Below are 19,033 nucleotides of genomic sequence, written 5' to 3'. Positions count from 1 at the left end.
GGGCACGGCCTTCGGGCGGTGCCCGCTCCGCCGTTTCCGGTACCAGGAGCAGGAGCCGGGAGCCCGGCGCCTCACACCTCGCTGAGCGCCGCCCGCGGCACCAGCCGGCCCAGCCGCTCCGCCGTCTCCCCGTCCCTCGGCGCCAGCACCACGAGCTCCAACTGCGGCTCACCCGAGGCCAGCAGCACCAGCTGGTCGATCCGCAGCAGGCCCAGCACCTCGTGCACCAGCTCCTTCTCGGTGCCCGACCGCTCCTGCGCCTGGTGCTCGTCCAGCCAGCGGGCCGCCTCCGGGAAGCCCGCCCGCAGCCGCGCGATCAGCTCCGCCAGCCTCCGCGCGCCCGGTGAGTCGTCGCCGCCCCGCTCGCCGTACGCGGCCCGCAACTGGGCCAGTATCCGGCGGGCATGGCGCTCCCAGTCCACCGCCCGGGCCCGGTGCGTCTCGTTGGCGAACACGACCCAGGCCAGGTTGCACTCCTGCGCGGACCACCGGGAGAACTCGAACAGCGCCTCCGCCTGCGGATTCCAGGCCCGGATGTCCCAGTCCGCGTCGATCAGGAAGGCGGGCGACGGCGACTGCGCGTGCATCAGGCGCAGCAGCGCCCCGGGCACCCGCTCCGGCACCGCGCCCTGCTCGGCCCGGGGGTGACTGCCCGCCAGCCGGAACAGGTACTCCGTCTCCGCGTGGTCCAGCCGCAGCGTACGGGCCAGACTGGCCAGCACCTCGGGGGACGGGTTGATCGCCCGCCCCTGCTCCAGCCAGGTGTACCAGGTCACCCCGACCCCGGCGAGCACCGCCAGCTCCTCCCGCCGCAGGCCCGGCGTGCGGCGGCGCAGACCCGGTGCCATCCCCACGTCCTCGGGGGTCAGCCCGGCCCGGCGGCTGCGCAGGAAGTTCGACAGTGCCGTCCGCCGCGTCCCGACCGTGGTCATGATCCGCCCCCGTTCCCGTTCCCGTGCCTGGTAGCCGTACTACCAGTATCGCCACGCACTGCCCGCTCCCCGCCGCACCCGACAGGCTGTTCCCGTAAGCACCGTGAGGATCCGTCACAAGGGGACCGCCTGATGAACCGACAGCTCCGCCGCGCCCTGGTGGCCGCCGCCGCCACCGTACTGCTCAGCACGGCCGCCCTGCCGGCCGCCACCGCCGCCGCACCGCACCACCCCGCCCGCTACCCCGCCCTGGTGGACGGCCACGCACCGACCCTGCACCCCGAGGGCGCGACCTGGGACGCGGCGCACGGCCGGTTCCTGGTCGGCTCGCTGCGCCACGGTACGGTCTCCGCCGTCCGGCCCGACGGCAGTGTCCGCACGCTGGTCGACGATCCGCGGACGATAGTCTCGGTGATCGGCCTGCACGTGGACGCCGCCCGCGGGCGCGTCGTGCTGGCCAACGGCGACAACGGCGTCGGCCTGCGCAGCTCGGCCGCCACCACCGGCAGGCTGGCCGGGATCGGCGCCTACGACCTGGAGACCGGCCGCCGGATCTTCTACACCGACCTCGCGGCGGTGGCCGGCGACGGCGGCCCGCACTTCGCCAACGACGTCGCGTTCGGCCCGGACGGCACCGCCTACGTCACCGACTCCGCCGCGCCGATCGTCTACCGGGTCGGCGTGGACGGCCGCGCCTCCGTCCTGCTGCGGGACGCCCGGCTGAGCGCGCAGCCGGGCGGTTACGGCCTGAACGGCATCGTGTACCAGGACGGCGTCCTCGTCCTCGGCAAGTACGACGACGGCACGCTGTGGCGGGTGCCCGTACGGCGCCCCGCCGACGTCCGCCCGATCCCGGTCACCGGCCCGGCCGGAACCCTCCCGGCCGGCGCGCTGGCCGGGCTCGACGGCCTGCTCGGCCGCCGGGACGGCACCGTGCTGGGTGTCACCAACGGCCTGGGGGCCCCCGGTCGCGACGCCGAGGTCGAACTCCGCTCGGCGGACGGCTGGCGCACCGCCCGGCTGGCCGCCGTCCACCCCTCCGCCGACCCCGCCCCGACGGCCGTCACGGCGGGCCCGGACGGCAGCGTCTACCAGCTCTCCGGCCGGATGGACCTGCTCTTCGCGGGCACCCCGAGCGACAGTTTCCTCCTGCGGAAGGTCTGATCCCACGGCCGGGTCGCGCGCTCCGGTGGCCGGGTCGGAGGGATTTCAGAAGAATTCCGGGGGAGCTGTCGATCCGGGCTGCTCCCGTTCGACGCAGGGGTGAGAGGCGGGGAGAAGCACCGCCTCCCGACCGAGGAGTCACCATGCCGCGTTACCTGTCGCTGATCCGTATCGACGAGCAGAACCTGCCCGGCGAGGCGCCCGACCCGGAGTTCGAGAAGCGGATGGGCGCGCTGTTCGAGGAGATCACCAAGGCCGGGGTGATGCTGGAGACGGCGGGGCTCGCCCCGACCTCTGAGGGCACCCGGGTCACCTGGTCCGGCGGGCGGCTCAGCTACGTCGACGGGCCCTTCACCGAGAGCAAGGAGGTCGTCGGCGGCTACGCCATCATCCGGGCGGCGGACATGGCCGAGGCCCTGGAGTGGACCAAGCGGTTCCTGGAGATCCACCCGGACGACTGGACCGTCACGTCGGAGGTCCGCGAGATCGCCGAAGCCTGAGAACCTGTGACCGGACCCGAAGGCGCGGCCCCGCCGGGGCCGCGCCTCGCCCGGGCCGGCGGCCGCCCGGCCTCCGGCGGAGCGGAGTGACCGGTGCAGACAGTGACGGCCGTGGTGTTCGCGCTCCTCGCGGCCGCCGGCAGCGCGACGGCCACCGTGCTGCAGCGCAAGGCCGCGAGCACGGTGCCGCTGTCGGCGGGGTTCCGGCTGCGGCTGATCGTGGAGCTGCTGCACCGGCCGGTGTGGCTGGCCGGGTTCGGGGCGATCGCCGTCGCGGCGTGCTTCCAGGCGCTGGCGCTGTCCGAGGGCGCGTTGTCACTGGTGCAGCCGCTGTTCGTGCTGGAGCTGCCGATGGCGATGCTGATCGCCGGGGTGGTGCTCGGCCGGCATCTGACCCGCGGCAGCTGGCTGGCGGTGCTGTCGGTGGTGGCCGGGCTCGGGGTGGGTCTGGCGGCGGCGGCGCCCTCGGGCGGCGTCACGGATCCGCCGGGCGGGCGCTGGGCGGTCGCCACGGGCTGCTGCCTGGCGGCGGTGGCGCTGCTCGTGGCGGTCGCGAAGCGGCAGCCGCCGGGTCGGCTGCGGGCCGGCGCGCTGGCGGCCGGGGCCGCGATCGGCAACGCGCTGACGGCGGCACTCATGAAGGCGGCCACGCACGCCTGGCAGGCGGACGGCGTCGCGGGGTTCCTCGGGGCCTGGCAGACCTACGGCTTCGCGCTGGCGGGGGTCGGCGCGGTCTTCCTGCTGCAGAACGCCATGCAGTCCGGGCCGCTGGTGGCCTCGCAGCCCGCGCTGACCCTGACGGACGCGCTGGTCAGCCTGGCGCTGGGCGTCACCGTCTTCGAGGAGTCCGTCCGGACGGGGTGGTGGCTGGTGCCGGAGCTGCTGGGCGCCGGGGCGATCCTGGCGGGGGCGGTCGTCCTGGCGCGTACGCCGCTGGCCCGACTGCTGGCCTCGGCGGACGGCGAGCCGGGCGACTGAGGCCAGCCGGGTCCGCCGGGTCCGCCGGGGTTCAGGCGGACAGCGCGGGCGCGGCCGGGACGGCGAGCCGGGCGCGGTCGTAGCGGCGCAGCACCAGGTGGGCGACCTCCGGCGCGGCGCCGAGCACGGCGGCGGTGAGGTCGGCCCCGGCGGCGGCCGCGGCGGCGTTGATGCGATCGGGGAGCAGGCCGGGGGCGAGCAGGTAGGGGGCGACGGCCGTCCGGGTGGCGCCGGCGGCCCGCAGGGCGGCGATCGCCTCCGGCACCCGGGCGCCGTCGGCGGCCGAGGCGGCGTACGCGACCTCGACGCCGGCCCAGCCCCGGGTGCGCAGCCAGTCGGCGGCCAGGGTGCGGGTGGCGGCGCCGGCGGCCGGGTCGGAGGAGCCGGCCGCCGCGAGCACGACACCGGTGCGGGCGCGGACGGCGGCCGAGCCGACGTCCAGCCCGGCTTCGGCGAGGCGGCGCTCCAGTGCGGCGAGCAGCAGCGGGGACGGCCCGAGGACGTCGGCGAGCGGCAGGTCGGCGCCGGCCTCGCGCAGCGCGGCGGGGATGTCCGTCTTGGCGTGGAAGGCCCGGTTGAGCAGCAGCGGCACCGCGACGGCGGGCGCGCCGGCCAGCCGGCCGGTGACCTGCGGGATGCGCGGCGCACAGTGGTCGAGGTACGCGGTGGCGACCTCCAGCGCGGGCCGCAGCGCGCGGACCTGCTGGACGAGCGCGTTCACGGTGGCCGCGTGCCGGGCGTCGCGGCTGCCGTGGGCGATCAGCAGCAGGGCAGGGCTGCCCGCTGGCGGAGCAGCGGACAGCCGGCCGGTGAACATGGGATCCAACCTTACGGTGTCGGCCCGGACAGGGCTCAGCGGGCGGCGGCGAGCAGGCCGCGGTTGCGCAGCACCCGGCGCTCGATCGGGGCGAACACGAGCAGCTCGATGGCGATGCCGACGAACAGGATGAGGATGATGCCGAGCAGCACGCCCGACATCTCGGAGAACTCGCGCTGGTTCTCCAGGTAGCGGCCCAGGCCCTGGCCGAGGTCGGGCGAGCTGGCGACCAGCTCGGCGGCCATCAGCGAGCGCCAGGAGAAGGCCCAGCCCTGCTTGAGGCCGGCCAGGTAGCCCGGCAGCGCGCCGGGCAGCAGGACGTGCCGGGCGTTGGAGAGCCCGGTGGCGCCGAGCGTGCGGCCGGCCCGCAGGAACAGCGGCGGCACCTGGTCGATGCCGGCCACCAGGCCGTTGGCGATGGACGGGACGGCGCCGAGCAGGATGACGGCGTACATCATCGAGTTGTTGATGCCGAGCCAGATGACGGCGGCCGGCACCCAGGCGACGGAGGGCAGCGACTGCAGGCCGGACAGGATCGGGCCGACCGCGGCGCGGACCGGCTTGACCTGTGCGACGAGCAGGCCGATCGGAGTGCCGATGACCACGGCGATGACGAAGCCGGACAGGCCGCGCCAGACGCTGGTCCAGATGATCTCGAACAGGGTGCCGGCGTTCCACAGGTCGCCGGCCGCGTGCCAGACGTCGACCGGGCTGGGCAGCTTGTAGGAGCTGGTCAGCTCCAGGCTGTACGCGCCCTGCCAGAGGGCGAGCACCAGCAGCACGCCGAGCAGCGGCGGCAGGGCCTTCTGCCGCAGCGTCTGGCCGAAGGACGGACCGGACGCGGTGACGGTCTCCAGCGCGTCGAGGCCGGCCTCGACACTGGCGGAGTCGGGCACCGAACCGGGCACGGCGTCCTTGACGATGCTGGGGGCGGTGTCAGTGCTGGCCATGGCGGCGGATCTCCCCACGCAGTTCTTCGGTGATCTCGATGGACAGGTCCGCGACGCCGGCGGACTCGATGCGGCGCGGCTGCGGCAGGTCGATCCGCCACTCACGGGCGACCCGGCCGGGGCGGGAGGAGAGCAGCACCACGCGCTGGGCGAGCCGGACGGCCTCGCGCACGTTGTGCGTGACGAACAGGACGGTGAGCTTCTGCTCGGCCCAGATCCGGGTGATCTCGTCGTGCAGGACGTCCCGGGTGATCGCGTCGAGGGCGGCGAACGGCTCGTCCATCAGCAGCACCGAGCTGCCCTGGGCGAGTGCGCGGGCCATCGCGACGCGCTGGCGCATACCGCCGGACAGCTCGTGCACGCGCTTGCCGTACGAGCCGCCGAGGCGGACCAGTTCGAGCAGGCGCTCGGCCTCGGCCCGGCGCTCGGGGCGGGCCACGCCGTTGAGCCGCAGGGCCAGTTCGATGTTCTTGCCGGCCGTGAGCCAGGGGAACAGCGCGTGCTCCTGGAACATCAGCGAGGGGCGCCCGCTCGGCACCTCGATGGTGCCGGCGGAGGGCTGGTCGAGGCCGGCGACCAGGTTGAGCAGGGTGGACTTGCCGCAGCCCGAGGCGCCGAGCAGCGTGACGAACTCACCGGGAGCGACATCGAGCGTGATGTCGTCCAGGACGTGGGTCGCCGCGCCGGGGCGGCCGAAGGACTTGTGGACGTGCGAGATCCGGACGGCGGGTGCGCCGTCCGGGTTCTCGACGCCGGGGGCGTCTTCCGCGGTGGTCAGTGCCGGGGTCACCGGGCACCTCCTGCATGAGAGGTCATGGGCCCCTCCCGGCCGTCGGCGGCCGAGGAGGGAGAGGGTGGCGAAGTAGGAGCCGTGGTCCGGCCCCGCCCGGCCCTGTGACTGGGCATCGACCGGGTGGGCGGGGTTCCGGACCGCGGAGCTTCGGGTGCGGGTCGCGCGGGGGCGGGGCCGGCCGCCTGGGTGGATCGCCCGGCGGCCGGCCTTCCGGCGTCGGCTACTTGGTGCCGAGCCCGGCGTCCGCCACGGCACTCTGGCCGGCGGCCTTGAGCACCTTGTTGAGCAGGGTCAGGTCGTAGATGCCGTTCAGGTCGGGCTTCTTGAGCAGACCGGCGGTGACGGCGTGGTCGGCCTCGGACTGCAGGGTGCCCGCCAGCGGGTCGTCCAGGAAGTCGATGTCCTGCCAGGCCGGGTCGAGGACGGCCGGGTCCAGCGCGTTGCCGGCCGCCTCCTTGATCGCCGCGTTGGCCGAGGCCTTGGCCTTGTCCGGGTTGGCCTTGATCCAGGTGTTGGTGTTCACCGAGCCGCGCAGCACGGCCTCGACCACGTCCGGGTGCTCCGTGAGGAACTTCTGCGAGACGATGATGTTGGTGATCACGAACTTGTTGTCCGGCCAGAGCGACTTCTCGTTCAGCAGGACCTTCGCACCGAGCGTGACCAGCTTCGAGGCGGTCGGCTCCGGCACCCAGGCACCGTCGATCGCACCGGACTTGTAGGCGTCCGGGGTGACCTTGTTGTCGGTGCGGACGACCGAGACGTCACCCGCGCCGGTGGCGGCGTCGACCTTGAAGCCCTTGGTGGAGAGGTAGTTGAGCAGCGCCACGTCCTGGGTGTTGCCCAGCTGCGGGGTGGCGATCTTCTTGCCCTTGAGGTCGTCCAGGGAGGTGATCTTGTCCGGGTTGACCACCAGCTTGACACCGCCGGAGGCCGAACCGCCGATGATCTTCAGCGACTTGCCCTCGGACTTGGTGTAGCCGTTGATCGCCGGGGAGGGGCCGATCCAGCCGATGTCGATCGAGCCGGCGTTCAGCGCCTCGATCTCCGCCGGGCCCGCGTTGAAGATCTGGGGCTTGATCTCGGTGGCGCCCAGTTCCTTCTTGAAGATGCCTTCCTGGAGGCCGACCAGCGGGGTGCCGTGGGTCAGGTTGGCGAAGTAGCCGATCTTGACCGTGTCGGCGGAGAGCTTGGTGGCCGTGCCGGGGGCGGCAGCGGGGGCCGAGGTGGCGCCGGACGCCTTGTCCTTGCTCTCGGAGCCGTAGCCGCAGGCCGTCAGCAGGGTGACGGCGGTGAGGCCGGCGACGACGGCCACGGCGGACCGTCTGATCCGGCCGGCGGCGGGGCGTGCGGCGCTATGGGGGAGGTGCTGGTTCGAAGCCATGGAAGTCGTCCTGTTCATGGACAGGCCGTCGTGGGACGGCCCGAATGCGGAAGCTTGGTGTCGCTCGCGGCATCGGTGATGCCGGGCAAGCCGGGCGGTGCCTGCTGTGGAAGGCAGCCGGCCCGGTGACAGGGGTCAGCGCCCCTGTCCGCCCACACATCGCGTCAGTCCGCCCTGGCCGCTGCCGAGGACGCCGCTGCCGATGCGGCCGCCTTCCTTGTCCATGCCCGAGAACGCCTCTTGGGGCATCAGACCCAGTCCTCCTCGTCCGTCGCGCCCGGCGCGACCGTGTCGAAAGCCTCGCCCGCCATGCCGGCGGTGAGGGTGGTGCCGTCGGCCGGGTCGATCAGCAGGAAGGACCCGGTCCGGCGGTTCTCGGTGTAGTCGTCGAGCGACAGCGGCTCCGAGGTGCGCAGCTTCACGTGGCCGATGTCGTTGACCGACAGGCCGTCCGCGCCGCTGCGCTGCTCCAGGGAGTCGATGTCGATGCGGTAGGAGATCTCCTTGACGAGGGCGCGCACGGTGCGGGTGGTGTGCTTGAGCAGCACCTTGTCCCCGACCCGCAGCGGCTTCTCGTGGAGGTGGCAGACCGTCGCGGTGACGTCCTTGGTGGGCGTCGGGATGCGGCCGGCCGCGATCAGGTCGCCGCGCGAGACGTCGATGTCCTCGGCGAGGCGGACGGTGACCGACTGGGGGGCCCAGGCGATGTCCGTCTCCCGGCCGAGCGCGTCGATGCCCGCCACGGTCGTGGTGTGGCCGGACGGCAGGACCGTCACGGCGTCCCCGGTGCGCAGCACGCCGGAGGCGAGCTGGCCGGCGTAGCCGCGGTAGTCCCGGTGCTCCTCGGCCACGCCCGCGCCGCCCTGCGGGCGGATCACGTACTGGACGGGGAAGCGGGCCGGCTGCTCGCTGGGGTCGCTGCCGACCGGGACGGTCTCCAGGTGCTCCAGCAGCGTCGGGCCGCCGTACCAGTCCATGTGGGCGGACGGCTCGACGACGTTGTCGCCGGCCAGCGCCGAGATCGGCACCGCGACGACGTCCTGCACGCCGAGGGAGGCCGCGTACGCGGTGAACTCCTTGGCGATGGCCGCGAAGACGGGCTCGGCGTACTCGACGAGGTCCATCTTGTTGACGGCCAGCACGACGTGCGGCACCCGCAGCAGCGCGGCGACGGCCGCGTGCCGGCGGGTCTGCTCGACGACGCCGTTGCGGGCGTCGACGAGCACGACGGCGAGTTCGGCGGTGGAGGCGCCGGTGACCATGTTGCGGGTGTACTGCACGTGGCCCGGGGTGTCGGCGAGGATGAAGCGCCGGCGCGGGGTGGCGAAGTAGCGGTACGCGACGTCGATGGTGATGCCCTGCTCGCGCTCGGCGCGCAGGCCGTCGGTGAGCAGTGCGAGGTCCGGGGCCTCCTGGCCGCGCTTGCGGGAGGCGTGCTCGACGGCCTCCAGCTGGTCTGCCAGCACGGACTTGGAGTCGTGCAGCAGCCGGCCCACCAGGGTGGACTTGCCGTCGTCGACGGAGCCCGCGGTGGCGAAGCGCAGCAGCGCGGTGGCCGAGGCCTCCTCACCGAACGGGTTCTCGGCGGGGGCCGGGGCGGTGTTGGGAGTCAGATCGGTCGACATGTCTAGAAGTACCCCTCGCGCTTACGGTCTTCCATCGCGGCCTCGGACACCTTGTCGTCCGCCCGGGTCGCGCCTCGCTCGGTCAGCCGGCTGGCCGCGATCTCGGTGATCACGTCACCGATGGCCGCCGCGTCCGAGTCGACCGCGCCGGTGCAGGACATGTCGCCGACCGTGCGGTAGCGCACGACCCGCCGCTCCACCGTCTCGGTCTCCTTGGGGCCGCCCCACTCGCCGGCGGTGAGCCACATGCCGTCGCGGGAGAAGACGTCCCGCTCGTGCGCGAAGTAGATCTCCGGGAGCTCGATCCTCTCCCGCTCGATGTACTGCCAGACGTCCAGCTCGGTCCAGTTGGAGAGCGGGAAGACCCGGACGTGCTCGCCGACCGCGTGCTTGCCGTTGTAGAGGCTCCACAGCTCGGGGCGCTGGCGGCGCGGGTCCCAGGCGCCGAACTCGTCGCGCAGGGAGAAGACGCGCTCCTTGGCGCGGGCCTTCTCCTCGTCGCGGCGACCGCCGCCGAAGACGGCGTCGAACTTGTTGGACTCGATGCCGTCCAGCAGCGGGACGGTCTGCAGCGGGTTGCGCAGCCCGTCCGGGCGCTCGCGCAGCCGGCCGTCGTCGATGAAGTCCTGGACGTGGGCGACGTGCAGCCGCAGGTTGTGCTCGGCCACCGCGCGGTCGCGGTAGGCCAGCACCTCGGGGAAGTTGTGGCCGGTGTCGACGTGCAGCAGGGCGAAGGGCACCGGCGCCGGCCAGAAGGCCTTGAGCGCCAGGTGCAGCATGACGATGGAGTCCTTGCCGCCGGAGAAGAGGATCACCGGGCGCTCGAACTCGCCTGCCACCTCGCGGAAGATGTGCACCGACTCCGCTTCGAGGGCGTCCAGGTGCGACAGTGCGAACGGTCCGCCGGGGTTCTCGCCTGCGGTACCGGGCAGGGTGTGGGTCGCGGTCGTCATGCCAGCCCCTTCGTGGTCAGGAAGGCGTGCAGTTCGGCGGCCGAGTCGGCGACCGAACGGCCGTGCGTCTGGATCCGCAGCTCCGGGTTCTCCGGGGCCTCGTACGGGTCGTCGACGCCGGTCAGGTGCGAGATCTCGCCGGCCGCCTGCTTGGCGTACAGGCCCTTGACGTCACGCTCGGAGCAGACCTCGACCGGGGTGGCGACGTGGATCTCCAGGAACTCGGTGCCCGCCGCGGCGTGCCGCTCGCGGACGGCGGTGCGCGAGCCGGCGTACGGCGCGATGACCGGGGCCAGCACCTTGACGCCGTTCGCGGCGAGCTTCTCGGCGACGAAGCCGATCCGGGTCACGTTGGTGTGCCGGTCCTCCTGGCTGAAGCCGAGACCCTTGGAGAGGAACTCCCGGATCTCGTCGCCGTCCAGGACCTCGACCTTGTGGCCCTCGGCGCGCAGGCGCTCGGCGAGGGCGAAGGCGAGGGTGGTCTTGCCCGCGCTGGGCAGCCCGGTCAGCCACACAGTGGCGCCGCGCTCGCACGGGGCGGCCGCACGGGCCGCCTCTGCGGCTCCGTCAGCGGCCAGTGTGCTGGCTGTGGTCACGATTCTCTCCTGAAGGGTGGTGCGGGGTGGTGACGGGTGGTCAGAGGTGGATGCCGCACTCGGTCTTGCCCGAATCGGCCCAGCGGCCGGCGCGGCCCTCCTCGCCCTCCACGGGCTTGCGGGTACACGACAGCGGCGAGCAGCCGACCGAGGTGTAGCCCTCCCACAGCAGCGGGTTGAGCAGGACGCCGTTGGCGCTGACGTAGGCGTCCACGTCCTCCTGCGTCCAGCGGGCGATCGGGGCGATCTTGACCTTGCGGCGCTTGGCGTCCCAGGCCACCACGGGGGTGTCGGCACGGGTCGGCGACTCGTCGCGGCGCAGTCCGGTGGCCCAGGCGTCGTAGCCGCCGAGGCCGCGGTTCAGCGGCTCGACCTTGCGCAGCGAGCAGCACAGGTCCGGGTCGCGGTCGTGCAGCTGCGGCCCGTATTGGGCGTCCTGCTCGGCCACGCTCAGCAGCGGCTTGAGGGTGATGACGTTCACCGGCATCACGGCGGCCACCGCGTCCCGGGTGCCGATCGTCTCGGCGAAGTGGTAGCCGGTGTCGAGGAAGACCACGTCCACGCCGGGGAAGACGGACGAGGCGAGGTGGGCGACGACCGCGTCCTCCATCGAGGAGGTGACGCAGAAGCGCTTGCCGAAGGTCTCGGCGGCCCAGCGCAGGACGTCCTGTGCGGACGCCTCCTCCAGGTCGCGGCCGGCCGCGGTGGCTATCGCCTCGTAATCAACCGTGCTGGTCATCCCGATTCCCCCCACTCGCAGGTGACGCGCTCCCGGCCGGCCCGTTGGCCGGCGCCAGGAGGCCGAGGAACTTCAGCTGGAACGCCCGGCGGCAGCTCGCGCACTCCCAGGCCCCGTGCCCGCCCTCGGCGGAGGGGCGCAGGTCCTCGTCCCCGCAGTAGGGGCAGTGGAAGGGTGCGGCACGCTCGCTCATGACAGCGCTTCCTCGCTGGCCCGGGCCGTCCACTGGGCGAAGCGCTCGCCCTCGGTGCGCTCGCTCTGGAAGCGGGTGAGCACGCGCTCGACGTAGTCCGGCAGGCCGTCCTTGGTGACCTTGAGGCCGCGGACCTTGCGGCCGAAGCCGGCCTCCAGGCCGAGCGCGCCGCCCAGGTGGACCTGGTAGCCCTCGACCTGGTCGCCGTTGTCGTCCGTCACCAGCTGGCCCTTGAGGCCGATGTCGGCGACCTGGATGCGGGCGCAGGCGTTCGGGCAGCCGTTGATGTTGATGGTGAGCGGCTCGGCGAACTCCGGCAGCCGCTTCTCCAGCTCGTCGATGAGCGTGCGGCCGCGCTCCTTGGTCTCGACGATCGCGAGCTTGCAGTACTCGATGCCGGTGCAGGCCATGGTGCCGCGGCGGAAGGTCGAGGGCTTGACCCGCAGGTCGAGCTCCTCCAGGCCGGCCACCAGCGACTCGACCTGGTCCTCGGCGACGTCGAGGACGATCATCTTCTGCTCGGCGGTGGTCCGCAGGCGGTCCGAGCCGTGGGCGGCGGCGAGGTCGGCGATCCGGCCGAGCAGCTTCCCGTCGACCCGGCCGACCCGCGGCGCGAAGCCGACGTAGAAGTTGCCGTCCTGCTGGCGGTGCACGCCGACGTGGTCGCGCCAGACGCCGCTGGGCTCTTTCGGCGCGGGGCCGTCCACCAGCTTGTACTTGAGGTACTCGTCCTCCAGCACCTGGCGGAACTTGTCCTTGCCCCAGTCGGCGACCAGGAACTTCAACCGGGCGCGGTTGCGCAGGCGGCGGTAGCCGTAGTCACGGAAGATGCTGATGACGCCGCCGTAGACGTCCGCGACCTCCTCCAGCGGGACCCAGGCGCCCAGGCGCACGCCGAGCTTGGGGTTGGTGGAGAGGCCGCCGCCGACCCAGAGGTCGAAGCCGGGGCCGTGCTCGGGGTGGACGACGCCGACGAAGGCGATGTCGTTGATCTCGTGCGCGATGTCCAGCAGCGGCGAGCCGGAGATCGCCGACTTGAACTTGCGCGGGAGGTTGGAGAACTCCTTGTTGCCGATGAAGCGGCGCTGGATCTCGTCGATGGCGGAGGAGCCGTCGATGATCTCGTCCTCGGCGATGCCGGCCACCGGCGAGCCGAGGATGACGCGCGGGGTGTCGCCGCAGGCCTCGGTGGTGGAGAGGCCGACGCCCTCCAGCTTCTGCCAGATCGCCGGCATGTCCTCGATCCGGATCCAGTGGTACTGGACGTTCTGCCGGTCGGTCAGGTCGGCGGTGTTGCGGCCGTACTGCTCGGAGACCTCGGCGATCGCCTTCAGCTGGGCCACCGTCAGGCGTCCGCCGTCGATGCGCACGCGGAGCATGAAGTACTCGGCGTCCAGCTCGTGCGGGTCGAGGATGGCGGTCTTGCCGCCGTCGATGCCTTCCTTGCGCTGGGTGTAGAGCCCCCACCAGCGCATCCGGCCGCGCAGGTCGGCCGGGTCGATCGAGTCGAAGCCGCGCTTGGCGTAGATGGTCTCAATGCGTGTCCGCACGTTGAGACCGTCGTCGTCCTTCTTGAACTGCTCGTTCGCGTTGAGCGGCGTCCGGTGTCCCATGGCCCACTGGCCCTCGCCGCGGTGGCGGGTCACCTTGCGGGCGGCTGCGGGACGGCGCGCGGGGGCGCTCTCTTCCTGGGGCTCGACCGGTTCGGGAGTGGTGGCCATGGTGAAGTCCTTACGGGCAGGTGGCTCTGACGCTGGGGGGCTGCGCTGGGCGTGCTCCGGTTCGGCGCTGCTGTGACCTGCGGCCTTGCACGTGGTGACGTGTTTCGGACCAGGAACAGTGACCGCGGCCGGGTGGGCGCCCGCGCATCCGCTTCAGCGAGGATGACGAGGAGTGGCGCCGGGGTGGTGGTGGCGGCGTGGGTGTCTCAGGTCACCGGACAGATGGCGCTGGACACGCGGAGGAGATCGACGTGGAGTCGACCAACCAGGGTGGTTCCGGCGCTAGGCATGGCAAGAGATTCGCACGGCTGGCGCTTTGCGGTCCACTTCCGTCCGAATGGCGGACGAAAAGGTTTCACTATGTGAGACGAATGGCTCTTCCCGCCGCTCCGGGTGTCGGGCTCCGTCGCACAGCGGTCACCGTACGTCGTTCCGGGCCCCGCGGAGCGCCTCGCGCAGACCCCGCGCGCCCGCCCGCCCGGGGGCGCCGCGGCCTGCGGGCGGCCCGTAGATCAACGCTCGCGGCCCGGCCCGATACCGTAGGGGCTGTGCAACCAGCAGGCGAGATGACGAGACCGAACCCCGAGCGCCCCTCGCGGCGGCGGGGCAAGGGCTCCCGGCGCGCGGTCAAGCGGGTCACCTGGCGCAGTACGGCCCTGGCGCTGATCAAGGACACCACCAATACGTGCGTCGAGTACCGGGTCACCGGCCTCGCCGCCGAGGCGGCCTTCTTCACCCTGCTCTCGATCCCGCCCCTGCTGCTCTGTCTGGCCGGCACGCTCGGCTACCTCGACGAGTTCCTCGGCGCCGGCACCATCGACAAGCTGAAGCAGGACATCGTCTCAGCGGCTGGGACGGTTCTCTCGCAGTCGTCCGTCCACCAGATCGTCGAGCCGCTGCTGCACGGCGTCTTCGACGACAAGCGCCCGGACCTGATCTCGATCGGCTTCCTGCTGTCCCTGTGGTCCGGCTCCAGGGCGCTCTACATCTTCATCGACACCATCACCGTGATGTACGGCCTCGACGGCAAGCGCGGCATCGTCAAGACCCGCCTGATGTCGCTCGGCCTCTATCTGGGCGCGCTGGTGATCGGCTCACTGGTACTGCCCCTGCTCGTGGCCGGCCCCGGGCTGGTGGTGGCCGCGCTGCCGAACGCGGCGGGGCTGGTGAGCGCGTTGTACTGGCCGGTGGCGATCCTGCTCCTGGTGGTCTTCCTCACCACCCTGTACCACCTGGCCGTCCCCGTCTCCACGCCCTGGCGCGAGGACATCCCGGGCGCCCTGGTGGCCCTGGTCGTCCTGGTGGTCTGCAGTGTGCTGCTCCGGGTCTACCTGGTCAGCTCCGTCGAGGGCCCCTCCGTGTACGGGTCGCTGGCGGCGCCGGTGGCCGTGCTGCTGTGGATCTTCGTGGTGGCGCTGGCCGTCCTGATCGGCGCCGCCATGAACGCCGCCATAGACCGCCGCTGGCCCACCCTGGAGACCGCCGACGCCCGCGCCGAGAACGAGCGCGCCAACGAGGAGGCGGCCGCGGCCGTGGTCCGCGAGGTCGCCGCCCGGCGGGCCGTCGAGCGGGCCAGGCGGGCCCGCGAGCTGGGCCTGGCCGAGGGCGTCGAGGAGGAGTTCGAGGACGACGGCGACGGCGACGAGGGGGACGTGCCCTCCGAGTACCCGGAGCGCTGGGCCGACTTCCTGCCGCCGGAGAACGTCAAGGGCCGGCTGGCCGCCCGCGGCCCGCACCACCGCGCCACCCCGCCCCCGCCCGACAGCGACCGGCCCGCCGAGCCGGCCCCGGGCGAGGAGCACCCGCCCGGCGCCGCGCCCGGCTACCCGCAGCCCGGCCACCGCCCGCCCGGCGCCCAGCTGCCCGGCCGGCCGCCCCGCCCGCCGTGGGACGACTGGTAGCAGGGCGCACGCCGTCCCCCGGCGCACGGGCTCAGCCCGCCGGGGCCGGCGCGGCGATCCCCTCCAGCAGGAGCTGGACGAGGCGCGGCCCGGGATCGCGCCCGGCCGGGGCGTTCTCCCGGACCCAGGCGGCGCCGCTGAGCAGTTCGAACAGCTCGTCGGCGGTCAGGTCGGCGCGGACGGAGCCGGCGGCCTGGGCGGCACGGAGCAGGGCGGCGCCGCTGCTGTGCATGGCACTGCACATCTCGTGCGAGGGGGTGCCCTCGTCGTACATGCTCCGGGCCAGGATGCCGACCAGGCCGCGGAAGGTGCTGAAGTGCCGCACGGACCGGCGCATCCACTCGGCGAGCGTGGCCAGCGGGTCCTCCCCGTCGGTGTGCCCCTCGGCGCGGGCGACGAGCTCGGCCAGCCCGTCCCGGGTGGCGGCCTCCACGAGCGTCGCCCGGGTGGGGAAGTGCCGGTAGAGGGTACCGATGGCGACGCCGGCCCGGCCGGCGATGTCCTCCAGGGAGGCGCCGGCGCCGGCCGCCTCGAACGCCGTCCGGGCGGCGGCGAGGATCGCGTCGTAGTTGCGCTGTCCGTCCGCGCGCCTGGGACGCTGGGCGATGTAGGGCTTGCCGTCCGCCACCGGTCTTCCTCCCGCTCGACTGCCCGGCCGCCCGGGGCTCCCCCGGTTCCCCGGGGCCGCCGCGCGGGCCGGCTCCGGCCGCCGACCTTCCGGCCACTAACCTGAGGCTGTCTCACCATGGTAGCCGGGCCGTCGCCCCGGCCGGCGCCCGTCCGTCGGCGCCCGAGCCGCTCCGCGGCTCCCGGGGCGGAGCCGGTAAAAGGTGTGGCACGGCCGGCCGCCGTTGGCTACCGTGGGCGTCGTCCGGAGCGGCCCGACGTGGGCCGCCGCCGTCGAAGCCGTGCTGCATCACCGGGAGGTGAGGATCGTGACGACTGTCGCTGCTGTGGGCGCCGCGCGCGTCCAGAAGGTCATCGTCCCCACCCCCTGGTCTCCGGCTGACCCGGCGTCACAGCCACTGCGACGCCTGTAGCTCTCCCGCGCGCCGAACGCGCGAAGCCGGGGCCGCCCCTTGTGAAGGGTCACCCCGTTGTATCTCTCCACCTCCGCTGCCCACCCGCTGACCGGCTACGGCTGGGACGACGACTGGGCCGCCGACTTCTCCCCGTACACCGACGCCGGGCTGCTGCCCGGCCGGGTGGCACGGGTCGACCGAGGCCTGCTCTGCAGCGTCCTCGTCGCCGACGGTGACGGCACGCGCATGCTGCGGGCCGAGATCGCCGACGTCTCCTCGCCCGACCCGATGCGTTTCGTCTGCACGGGGGACTGGGTCGCCGTCGACCCGGCGCCCGGCGGGCGGCCCGCCGTCCGGGTGCTGATGCCGCGCCGCACCGCGCTGGTGCGCTCGACCAACTCCAAGCGCTCCGAGGCGCAGGTACTGGCCGTCAACATGGACCAGATCGCGATCTGCGTCTCGCTCGCCACCGAGGTCGACCTCGGCCGGATCGAGCGCTTCCTCGCCCTGGCCGCCTCCAGCGGCAGCGGCGACGCCCTGCTGGGCGGTACCGCCCGGCCGCCGGCCGAGCCGCTGGTCGTCCTCACCAAGGCCGACCTGGTCACCGACGCCGACCACATCCGGGCCGACGTCGAGGGCATCGCCCCCGGCGTGACCGTCCTGGTGGTCAGCGCCGAGACCGGGGAGGGCATGGACGTCCTGCGGGCCTGCACCCCCGGCAGCACCGCGCTGATCGGGCAGTCCGGCGCCGGCAAGTCCACCCTCACCAACGCCCTCGCCGGGGCGGACGTGATGTCCGTCCAGCAGACCCGCAGCGGCGACGAGAAGGGCCGGCACACCACCACCGCCCGCGAACTGATCCCGATCTCGGACGGCGGCGGCGTGCTGATCGACACGCCCGGCCTGCGCGAGGTCGGCCTCTACGGCGGCGAGGGCCTGGCCCAGGCGTTCGCCGAGATCGAGGAGCTGGCCGAAGGCTGCCGGTTCCACGACTGCGGGCACCACACCGAACCCGGCTGCGCCGTGCAGGCGGCGCTGGCCGACGGCACGCTCTCGCACCGCCGCTGGGAGAGCTACGTCAAGCTTCAGCGCGAGAACGAGTGGATCGCCTCGCGCACGGACGCCCGGCTCGCGGCCGAGCGGCTGAAGAAGTGGAAGTCCATCACCAAGTCGGTGCGGGCGATGGGCGGTCCGGTCAAGTACTGAGGCCGGGCCGGAGACCCGCAGTGCCTCGCGGCCGCCCCCGGATGTCAGGTCCGGGGGCGGCCGCGCCCAAGGCTCAGCGGGCGGGCAGCAGGCCGGTGCGGATCACCTCGGCGTACCAGCGGGCGCTGTCCTTGGGCGTCCGGCGCTGGCTGGCGAAGTCCACGTGCACGATGCCGAAGCGCTTGCTGTATCCGTACGCCCACTCGAAGTTGTCCAGCAGCGACCAGAGGAAGTACCCGCGCACCTCGGCGCCGTCGGCGACCGCGCGGCGCACCGCGTCCAGGTGGCCGTGCAGGTACGCGACCCGCTCGGGGTCGTGGACGGCGCCCGACGGGTCGCTGTAGTCCTCGTACGCGGCGCCGTTCTCGGTCACCAGCAGCGGCACGCCCGGCAGGTCGTCGCGCAGCCGGGTGAGCAGCTCGTACAGGCCGTCGGCGTCCACCGGCCAGTCCATCGCGGTACGGGAGCCCTCGGCGGGCAGGAACCGGACCCCTTCGTCGGCGGGCCAGGGCGACAGCGCGCTGGCGTGGCCGTCCAGGCGCGGGGCCGGGGCCGCCGGGTCGTCGGCGGCGACCACGGTCGGGGTGTAGTAGTTGATGCCGAGCGAGTCGATCGGCCGGGAGATCTCGGCGAGGTCGCCGTCCCGGACGAAGGACCAGTCGGTGACGTGCGCGGTGTCCGCCAGCACGTCGGCGGGGTAGCTGCCGCGGAACACCGGGTCGAGGAAGATCCGGTTGGCCAGGCCGTCGATCCGCCGGGCGGCGTCCAGGTCGGCCGGGGACTGCGAGAGCGGGCGGACGGCGGCCAGGTTCAGCGTCAGCGACACCTGGGAGTCGGCCGGCAGTTCGGCGCGCAGTGCGGCGGTGCCGAGGCCGTGGGCGAGCAGCAGGTGGTGGTGCGCGGTGAGAGCCGCCGCCCGGTCGGTGCGCCCGGGGGCGTGGATGCCCGCGCCGTAGCCGAGGAAGGCGCTGCACCAGGGCTCGTTGAGGGTCGTCCAGGCGGGGATCCGGTCGCCCAGCCGGCGGGCGGCGAGCGTCGCGTACTCGGCGAAGCGGTACGCGGTGTCGCGGTTCGTCCAGCCGCCGCGGTCCTCCAGGACCTGCGGGAGGTCCCAGTGGTAGAGCGTGGCGACGGGCGTGATGCCGTGCGCCAGCAGCTCGTCCACCAGGCGGTCGTAGAAGTCGAGCCCGGCCTCGTTCGCGGGCCCCTCGCCGGCCGGCTGGATCCGCGGCCAGGCGAGCGAGAACCGGTAGGCGCCGAGGCCGAGTTCGGACATCAGCGCGACGTCCTCGCGGTACCGGCGGTAGTGGTCCGCCGCGATGTCCCCGGTGTCGCCGTTGCGGACCTTGCCGGGCACGCGGCTGAAGGTGTCCCAGATGGACGGGCTGCGGCCGTCCTCGTCCGCGGCCCCCTCGATCTGGTACGCGGCGGTGGCCGCGCCCCACAGGAAGCCGGGCGGGAACGCCGGGCCGGCCGGCTGCGACGGGCCGGCGGCGGGCCGGGCCTGGGCGGGGGTGGGCAGGGCTTCGACGGACATGTCGCCTTCCAGATGCAGTAGTTGG

General features: G+C 73.4%; 19 protein-coding genes. 5 read left to right on the top strand and 14 right to left on the bottom strand.

Translation table 11 applies throughout. From position 1 onward, the window contains the following. Positions 1-71 precede the first annotated feature (71 nt). On the bottom strand, positions 72-932 hold the full coding sequence (locus tag ACFUK0_RS29720) for a helix-turn-helix transcriptional regulator (RefSeq protein WP_380255545.1): 861 nt from the start codon (positions 930-932) through the stop codon (positions 72-74). A gap of 132 nt (positions 933-1,064) precedes the next feature. Between ACFUK0_RS29720 and ACFUK0_RS29715 the strand changes: the two genes are divergently transcribed. The 3 genes from ACFUK0_RS29715 (at position 1,065) to ACFUK0_RS29705 (ending at position 3,574) form a co-directional block, all read left to right on the top strand. After that, a complete protein-coding gene (locus ACFUK0_RS29715; protein WP_380255544.1) occupies positions 1,065-2,096 on the top strand; it encodes a hypothetical protein in 1,032 nt (343 codons plus the stop codon). Between the two features lie 143 nt (positions 2,097-2,239). Further along, positions 2,240-2,596 carry a YciI family protein gene (locus ACFUK0_RS29710; protein WP_380255543.1) on the top strand — a complete coding sequence of 119 codons (357 nt, stop codon included), beginning with the start codon at positions 2,240-2,242 and terminating at the stop codon, positions 2,594-2,596. A 93-nt stretch (positions 2,597-2,689) separates the two neighbouring features. Continuing rightward, a complete protein-coding gene (locus ACFUK0_RS29705) occupies positions 2,690-3,574 on the top strand; it encodes a DMT family transporter (protein ID WP_380255542.1) in 885 nt (294 codons plus the stop codon). A gap of 31 nt (positions 3,575-3,605) precedes the next feature. Here ACFUK0_RS29705 and ACFUK0_RS29700 read toward each other — a convergent pair whose 3' ends face one another. The 11 genes from ACFUK0_RS29700 to ACFUK0_RS29650 all read right to left on the bottom strand — a co-directional run bounded on the left by ACFUK0_RS29700 (position 3,606) and on the right by ACFUK0_RS29650 (position 13,632). Then, entirely contained in the window at positions 3,606-4,391 is a 786-nt protein-coding gene (locus ACFUK0_RS29700) for a sirohydrochlorin chelatase (RefSeq protein WP_380255541.1), read from the bottom strand. Positions 4,392-4,426: 35 nt separating this feature from the next. Next, positions 4,427-5,341 (bottom strand): ABC transporter permease, encoded by a 915-nt coding sequence (locus ACFUK0_RS29695; RefSeq protein WP_380255540.1) that lies wholly within the window; start codon positions 5,339-5,341, stop codon positions 4,427-4,429. Then, the gene (locus ACFUK0_RS29690) at positions 5,328-6,131 is read right to left on the bottom strand and encodes an ABC transporter ATP-binding protein (protein ID WP_380255539.1); all 804 of its coding nucleotides are present in this window, start codon (positions 6,129-6,131) and stop codon (positions 5,328-5,330) included. Before ACFUK0_RS29690 ends, ACFUK0_RS29695 begins: the two co-directional genes overlap by 14 nt. Before the next feature lie 223 nt (positions 6,132-6,354). Next, complete coding sequence (locus tag ACFUK0_RS29685) at positions 6,355-7,515, bottom strand: aliphatic sulfonate ABC transporter substrate-binding protein (RefSeq protein WP_380255538.1); 1,161 nt, start codon at positions 7,513-7,515, stop codon at positions 6,355-6,357. Between the two features lie 248 nt (positions 7,516-7,763). Further along, a complete protein-coding gene (locus tag ACFUK0_RS29680) occupies positions 7,764-9,140 on the bottom strand; it encodes a sulfate adenylyltransferase subunit 1 (RefSeq protein WP_380255537.1) in 1,377 nt (458 codons plus the stop codon). Between the two features lie 2 nt (positions 9,141-9,142). Next, positions 9,143-10,093: a sulfate adenylyltransferase subunit CysD gene (gene cysD, locus ACFUK0_RS29675; RefSeq protein WP_380255536.1), complete on the bottom strand. Its 951-nt coding sequence runs from the start codon at positions 10,091-10,093 to the stop codon at positions 9,143-9,145. Further along, entirely contained in the window at positions 10,090-10,671 is a 582-nt protein-coding gene (cysC, locus tag ACFUK0_RS29670) for an adenylyl-sulfate kinase (RefSeq protein WP_380255546.1), read from the bottom strand. The genes cysD and cysC overlap by 4 nt, the downstream gene beginning before the upstream one ends. Positions 10,672-10,729: 58 nt before the next feature. Beyond that, positions 10,730-11,428, bottom strand: coding sequence for a phosphoadenylyl-sulfate reductase (locus ACFUK0_RS29665; protein ID WP_380255535.1), 699 nt, complete (start codon positions 11,426-11,428; stop codon positions 10,730-10,732). Beyond that, the gene (locus ACFUK0_RS29660) at positions 11,412-11,621 is read right to left on the bottom strand and encodes a hypothetical protein (protein ID WP_380255534.1); all 210 of its coding nucleotides are present in this window, start codon (positions 11,619-11,621) and stop codon (positions 11,412-11,414) included. The genes ACFUK0_RS29665 and ACFUK0_RS29660 overlap by 17 nt, the downstream gene beginning before the upstream one ends. Beyond that, positions 11,618-13,342: a nitrite/sulfite reductase gene (locus tag ACFUK0_RS29655; protein WP_380255533.1), complete on the bottom strand. Its 1,725-nt coding sequence runs from the start codon at positions 13,340-13,342 to the stop codon at positions 11,618-11,620. Before ACFUK0_RS29655 ends, ACFUK0_RS29660 begins: the two co-directional genes overlap by 4 nt. A 206-nt stretch (positions 13,343-13,548) precedes the next feature. Continuing rightward, a complete protein-coding gene (locus tag ACFUK0_RS29650) occupies positions 13,549-13,632 on the bottom strand; it encodes a putative leader peptide (protein WP_310593185.1) in 84 nt (27 codons plus the stop codon). Positions 13,633-13,908: 276 nt separating this feature from the next. Here ACFUK0_RS29650 and ACFUK0_RS29645 point away from each other — a divergent pair, with 276 nt between their 5' ends. Further along, entirely contained in the window at positions 13,909-15,243 is a 1,335-nt protein-coding gene (locus tag ACFUK0_RS29645; RefSeq protein WP_380255532.1) for a YhjD/YihY/BrkB family envelope integrity protein, read from the top strand. A 31-nt stretch (positions 15,244-15,274) separates the two neighbouring features. Here ACFUK0_RS29645 and ACFUK0_RS29640 read toward each other — a convergent pair whose 3' ends face one another. Further along, positions 15,275-15,871: a TetR/AcrR family transcriptional regulator gene (locus ACFUK0_RS29640; protein ID WP_380255531.1), complete on the bottom strand. Its 597-nt coding sequence runs from the start codon at positions 15,869-15,871 to the stop codon at positions 15,275-15,277. A gap of 469 nt (positions 15,872-16,340) precedes the next feature. Here ACFUK0_RS29640 and rsgA point away from each other — a divergent pair, with 469 nt between their 5' ends. Beyond that, a complete protein-coding gene (gene rsgA, locus ACFUK0_RS29635; RefSeq protein WP_380255530.1) occupies positions 16,341-17,471 on the top strand; it encodes a ribosome small subunit-dependent GTPase A in 1,131 nt (376 codons plus the stop codon). A gap of 73 nt (positions 17,472-17,544) precedes the next feature. Here the strand turns inward: rsgA and ACFUK0_RS29630 are convergent, their stop codons facing one another. Beyond that, a complete protein-coding gene (locus ACFUK0_RS29630) occupies positions 17,545-19,008 on the bottom strand; it encodes a GH1 family beta-glucosidase (protein WP_380255529.1) in 1,464 nt (487 codons plus the stop codon). Positions 19,009-19,033: the final 25 nt, after the last annotated feature.

Origin of the sequence: Kitasatospora sp. NPDC057223, assembly GCF_042669755.1 — a bacterium.
Classification (GTDB): domain Bacteria; phylum Actinomycetota; class Actinomycetes; order Streptomycetales; family Streptomycetaceae; genus Kitasatospora.
Note: the sequence above shows the minus strand (reverse complement) of the source record. Positions and strands in the feature narration are given on the sequence as shown.

Bases quoted from the DNA above. Each gene is read 5' to 3' on its own strand.
- cysD (WP_380255536.1), bottom strand. From the start codon at position 10,093: ATGACGACCGCGACCCACACCCTGCCCGGTACCGCAGGCGAGAACCCC.
- ACFUK0_RS29715 (WP_380255544.1), top strand. From the start codon at position 1,065: ATGAACCGACAGCTCCGCCGCGCCCTGGTGGCCGCCGCCGCCACCGTA.
- ACFUK0_RS29655 (WP_380255533.1), bottom strand. From the start codon at position 13,342: ATGGCCACCACTCCCGAACCGGTCGAGCCCCAGGAAGAGAGCGCCCCC.
- ACFUK0_RS29700 (WP_380255541.1), bottom strand. From the start codon at position 4,391: ATGTTCACCGGCCGGCTGTCCGCTGCTCCGCCAGCGGGCAGCCCTGCC.
- ACFUK0_RS29685 (WP_380255538.1), bottom strand. From the start codon at position 7,515: ATGGCTTCGAACCAGCACCTCCCCCATAGCGCCGCACGCCCCGCCGCC.
- ACFUK0_RS29660 (WP_380255534.1), bottom strand. From the start codon at position 11,621: ATGAGCGAGCGTGCCGCACCCTTCCACTGCCCCTACTGCGGGGACGAG.
- ACFUK0_RS29680 (WP_380255537.1), bottom strand. From the start codon at position 9,140: ATGTCGACCGATCTGACTCCCAACACCGCCCCGGCCCCCGCCGAGAAC.
- ACFUK0_RS29645 (WP_380255532.1), top strand. From the start codon at position 13,909: ATGACGAGACCGAACCCCGAGCGCCCCTCGCGGCGGCGGGGCAAGGGC.
- ACFUK0_RS29650 (WP_310593185.1), bottom strand. From the start codon at position 13,632: ATGCCTAGCGCCGGAACCACCCTGGTTGGTCGACTCCACGTCGATCTC.
- ACFUK0_RS29695 (WP_380255540.1), bottom strand. From the start codon at position 5,341: ATGGCCAGCACTGACACCGCCCCCAGCATCGTCAAGGACGCCGTGCCC.
- ACFUK0_RS29630 (WP_380255529.1), bottom strand. From the start codon at position 19,008: ATGTCCGTCGAAGCCCTGCCCACCCCCGCCCAGGCCCGGCCCGCCGCC.
- ACFUK0_RS29720 (WP_380255545.1), bottom strand. From the start codon at position 932: ATGACCACGGTCGGGACGCGGCGGACGGCACTGTCGAACTTCCTGCGC.
- ACFUK0_RS29665 (WP_380255535.1), bottom strand. From the start codon at position 11,428: ATGACCAGCACGGTTGATTACGAGGCGATAGCCACCGCGGCCGGCCGC.
- ACFUK0_RS29710 (WP_380255543.1), top strand. From the start codon at position 2,240: ATGCCGCGTTACCTGTCGCTGATCCGTATCGACGAGCAGAACCTGCCC.